This is a genomic window from Pseudactinotalea sp. Z1739, from assembly GCF_049725055.1.
In the GTDB taxonomy this organism is placed as follows: Bacteria; Actinomycetota; Actinomycetes; order Actinomycetales; family Beutenbergiaceae; genus CALKWS01.
In genome coordinates, this window is sequence record NZ_JBMPQA010000027.1 from 1 (window position 1) to 4,446 (window position 4,446).

At 68.8% G+C, this 4,446-nt stretch carries 3 protein-coding genes; 2 read left to right on the plus strand and 1 reads right to left on the minus strand.

The window, feature by feature from the left end; genetic code table 11:
• Positions 1-138: 138 nt before the first annotated feature.
• The gene (locus ACO0LV_RS18425; RefSeq protein ID WP_424789374.1) at positions 139-1,485 is read right to left on the minus strand and encodes an IS1380 family transposase; all 1,347 of its coding nucleotides are present in this window, start codon (positions 1,483-1,485) and stop codon (positions 139-141) included.
• A gap of 187 nt (positions 1,486-1,672) precedes the next feature.
• On the opposite strand from ACO0LV_RS18425, the gene istA reads away from it, so the two are divergent.
• Together istA and istB are read left to right on the plus strand one after the other, a co-directional pair.
• Complete coding sequence (gene istA / locus ACO0LV_RS18430) at positions 1,673-3,244, plus strand: IS21 family transposase (protein ID WP_424789375.1); 1,572 nt, start codon at positions 1,673-1,675, stop codon at positions 3,242-3,244.
• Positions 3,241-4,032 carry an IS21-like element helper ATPase IstB gene (gene istB, locus ACO0LV_RS18435; protein ID WP_424789376.1) on the plus strand — a complete coding sequence of 264 codons (792 nt, stop codon included), beginning with the start codon at positions 3,241-3,243 and terminating at the stop codon, positions 4,030-4,032. Before istA ends, istB begins: the two co-directional genes overlap by 4 nt.
• Positions 4,033-4,446: the final 414 nt, after the last annotated feature.

The window sequence follows — 4,446 nt, forward strand, 5'->3', positions numbered from 1 at the left end:
CCTCGATCCACCGATGGGGCGATAAGGCGAGTTGATCTGGGCTGAGATGCTCGAAACGCTGCAAGGGCAGGGGTAAATCGCCGGTCTGTCCGGCTTTTCCACTTGGGGTTCCTTGGTCGTCGGTGCAGGAGTTGGCGCTCAGGTGGATGGTGCTCGGGCCGGCAGGACGTGGTCGTAAAGGTTCGTCCAGGCCTGGTGCCAGGGCCAGTTGGTTGGCAGATGTAGTCGCAGGCGCCGGGCTGAGGAGGCCACCCGGGCGGGGATGTTGATCAACTTGCGCCGGATCGTGGCGGTGTGGGCCCGGGCCAGGTCAGCGGCCCGGGTGGTCGTGGCGGCGGCGCGGGTGAGGTTGAAGGCCATAACCGCGCAGACCAGCCAGGCGGCGTTGGCGTTGAACACCCCTGAGGGCAGGTGCGCCAGCGGCCCGGCCTTCAGATCGGCGTGGACGTTTTCGATGATCGCGTGGGCCCGGTGGACCTGATCAGCAACCACAGTGTCGCGCTCGTCGGTGCTGCTGGTGGTGAAGAAGGCGTGGAAGCGCCACGTTTCGAACAGGGCGCCCTGCCCGGTGTCCTTCTTCGGGTTCAATTCTGGGATGCGGCGCACCACCAGACGCCCGGGGATGTGCTGGGCCTTCTTCTTGGAAGTGAAAGCGGTGTAGTCGATCTCAGCAACTTCAGCCCGTGAGATCCACTTGCCGGTAGCCTCATCGAAGATCGCCTCGGTGTACTTGATCGTCTCCCACGCCGACTCGGCGATGGCGGCGATGGCGCGCTTGATCGCCGGGTCCATCCGCACTGTGATCGACACCTGCGCTCCGGCCTTGTGGCAGGCGGCCACCAGTTCTTGGGAGTAGAACGCCGCATCGCCGCGCACCAGCACTGCCCGTCCGGCCAGATGGGTGCGCTTGATCAGCGCCAACGTATCGGTAGCCAGTCGCTGGGCCCCGCGGGGTGAGCCGGTGGAGCCCTTGCGGAGCCGCTGGGCGGCGATCACCGGGGAGAAGGAGGCGCCCGAGACGGTGGCCAGCAGTGCGTTCAGCCCGCGGACCCCGGAGTAGCCGAACCCCGCGCCCTGCTTGGCATAGCCGTGGACTTCGATGATGGTGTCATCGATATCGACCATCACCGGCCCGGTATCGGCGGCATCGCCGAGCAGGTCGGCGTGCTGGGCCAACTTGCCCAGGAACCGCGAGGCGATCGCATCGCCTTGGCGCACGTGCCCGAAGGTGAAGGACCGCAAGAACGACCCCAGGGTCGAAGGCGCGTAGGGGCGGGTGAAGATCTTGCCCATCGCCCCATGACGTAACAGGGCCATGTCATCGATACTGTCCGCCCCGGCGGCCATCGCGGCCACCAGCGAGGAGATCTTCGCACCAGCATTGGCACCCTTGTCACCAGCGATACTTAACCGCTCCTGCGCCAGAACACTCAGGTCGGCTTTACGGGCCAGGGCCATCAACGGCACCAGCCCAGCGGCCGACACGAGATTGGGGTCATGCTAGCGGACATGCCAACCTCCCTGTTGGCGGACACGAACTTCCCTGCTGACGGACAGTTGATCTCCCTGTCTGTGGCCCGTGGGATCGGCCCGTGTCGGTCCCGATGAAGGCGTCCCTCCGGGGTTTGCTCGAGGTTCTCGACACCTTGAGCAGGTTCCACCGGAGGGACGCATGAAGAAGTGTGACAGGGAGATCATGGAGATTCTCGAAGCGTTCGATGCCACAGAGAGTGCGTACTCGGCCGCGCAGTTGGCCGGGGTGGATGCCAAGACTGTGCGGCGCTATGTCGCTGCCCGCGACGCTGGCCGCCCGGTGACTGGGCCCTCACGGCGCCCACGGATGATCGACGAGCACCTGCCGAAGATCGAGGAGTGGGTCGAGCGCAGTGCGGGCAAGGTCCGCGCCGACGTCGTCCACGGCCGCCTCGTGGCGATGGGGTTCACCGGCACCGAGCGCACCACGCGCCGGGCCGTCGCGGAGGCGAAGGCGGCGTGGCGGGTGGGGAACCGGCGCACCTATCGGCCGTGGATCACCGAGCCGGGCCTGTGGTTGCAGTTCGATTGGGGCGAAGGACCGCGGGTCCCGGGTCCGGACGGGACGCTGCGGCGCACGTTGCTGTTCTGCGCGTGGCTGGCCTGGTCACGCTTCCGCGTGGTGATCCCGGTATGGGACCGGACCCTGCCCACGCTGATCGCCTGCCTGGACGCCACGCTGCGACGGATCGGCGGGGTGCCGACCTATGTGCTGACCGATAACGCCAGGACGGTGAGCATCGACCACGTCGCCGGCGTGGCGGTGCGTCACCCGCAGATCGTTGCGGCGGGGCGGCACTACGGCACCCAGGTCCACACCTGTGTCCCCTTCGACCCTGAGAGTAAGGGCGGCACGGAGTCCACCGTCCGGCTGGCGAAGGCCGACGTGGTGCCCACCGAGGCCAACCTGCGCCCCGAGTACGGCTCGTTCGCCGAGCTGGAGAGCGCGTGTGAGGAGTTCTGCGCCAAGGTCAACGGCCGCGTCCACCGCGAGTCCGCGCGGATCCCGGCCGAGGCGCTGGTCGAGGAGCGCCGGCGGCTTCATGCGCTGCCGGCCGCCCCGCACACGCTGGTGCTGGGCGAGACCAGGACGGTGAACACTGATCAGACGGTGCGCTACGGCTCGGTGCGCTACTCCACCCCGCCGGGCCTGGTCGGCGCCGAGGTCTGGGTCCGCGTCGCCGGCACTGAGCTCGTCCTGGTCGCCGACCTCGACGCCCTGCCCCGCCGTCCCGAGTGGGCCGGTGAGCGGCGCGGCCTGATCGAGGTGGCCCGCCACCGGCTCTCGACTCCGGGCAATCCGCGGATCGACCTGGCCCACTACCCCGACCATCCCCAGGACCCCACCGGTGCCCCGCGCCCGCCCCAGCCGCGGGCCCGCAGCGCCGCCGAGCGCGACTTCCTCGCCCTGGGCGACGGGGCCCGCGACTGGCTGATCGCGGCCTCGGCCGCCGGAGCGACACGCATCCGGGCCAAGATGGCCGCCGCGGTCGAGCTCGCCGCTCTGGTCGGCACCCCGGCTGTCGCGGCGGCCCTGACGGCAGCTGCGGCCGCGGGGCGCTTCGGTGAGGAGGACCTCACAGCCATCGTCGCCCATCAGGCAACCGCTGCCGCCACCGGTGACCTCGTCATGGCCGACGAAACGCACTCCGCCCAGCCCGGCACCGCCACCTGGGCCGGCTTCACGAGCAGCAAGGAGACCACCCGATGACCACCACCACGACAACGACAATGCCGGCGGTGCCGCCGCTGCCCGAGGACCTCACCGCCGTCCTCAAGCGCATGCGCATGCCCTACCTGCGCGCCGCCGCCCCCGAGGTCCTCGCGACGGCCAAAGCCCAGCGCTGGGACCCCACCGAGGTATTGCGCGTCCTGCTCGCCGAGGAGGCCCGCGGCCGTGACGAGGCCACCCGGGCCATGCGACGCAAGGCCGCCGGGCTCCCCGCCGGGAAGAGGTTCGAGTCTTGGCGCGAGGACGACTCCTCCATCCCGGTCCCGACGCAGTCGGCGCTAGCGACTCTGGAGTGGGTCCACCGCGCCGAGAACCTCGCCATCTCCGGACCGTCTGGGACGGGCAAGACGCACTTCGTTGAGGCACTGGCCCACAAGGTGATCGATGCCGGCATGCGCGTCTCGTGGTTCACCCTGGAGTCCCTCACCGCCGCGATCGGCAGGGCAGCCGTCGACGGCTCGGTCGCCAAGGTCATCAGCCGCATCACCCGCGCCGAGCTCATCGTCGTCGACGACATCGGCATGCTCCCTAGTGGGCAGGCCGCCGCCGAGGCCTTCTACCGCCTCGTCGACGCCACCTACGAACGCCGCAGCCTGGCCGTCACGAGCAACATCCACCCCGCCGGCTTCGACACCATCATGCCCAAGACCCTGGCCACCGCCGCCGTCGACCGGCTCCTGCACCACGCCCACGTCATCATCACCGAGGGCACCTCACTACGCCTCGCCGAGGCCACCGCCGGACGCGGGGTGGTCCCCTTGAACTGACCCCCACAGGGAGATCAGCTGTCCGCGGACAGGGAGATGAACTGTCCGCCTACAGGGAGGTCTCCTGTCCGCCCACGGGGAGGTCCCGCTGTCCCTTGACAGGTCATCGAACCTCGCCGAAACTACCGGCGACCTATGAGATAGTTGCATCTACGAGATGCCCTTCTTGCGTGGGATACGTGCCTTGAACAAGTCGTATTTTCCCAGGTCAGAGGGGCATTCTCGCTCTCACACGCCGGACCTGCGCCAGCTCACATCGGTGGATCCAGGCTTAGCCATCGCGCCGAGGGGCGGATGTAGTGGCAGCGCTGGTGGCCGTACGCCCTTCGGCCGCTGAGATGACGCAGCCACAGCGCCCATCGTCGCGCGGATCGGCCGCCACCTTCTCATCAAGGCCCGTGCCCTCACTCGGGC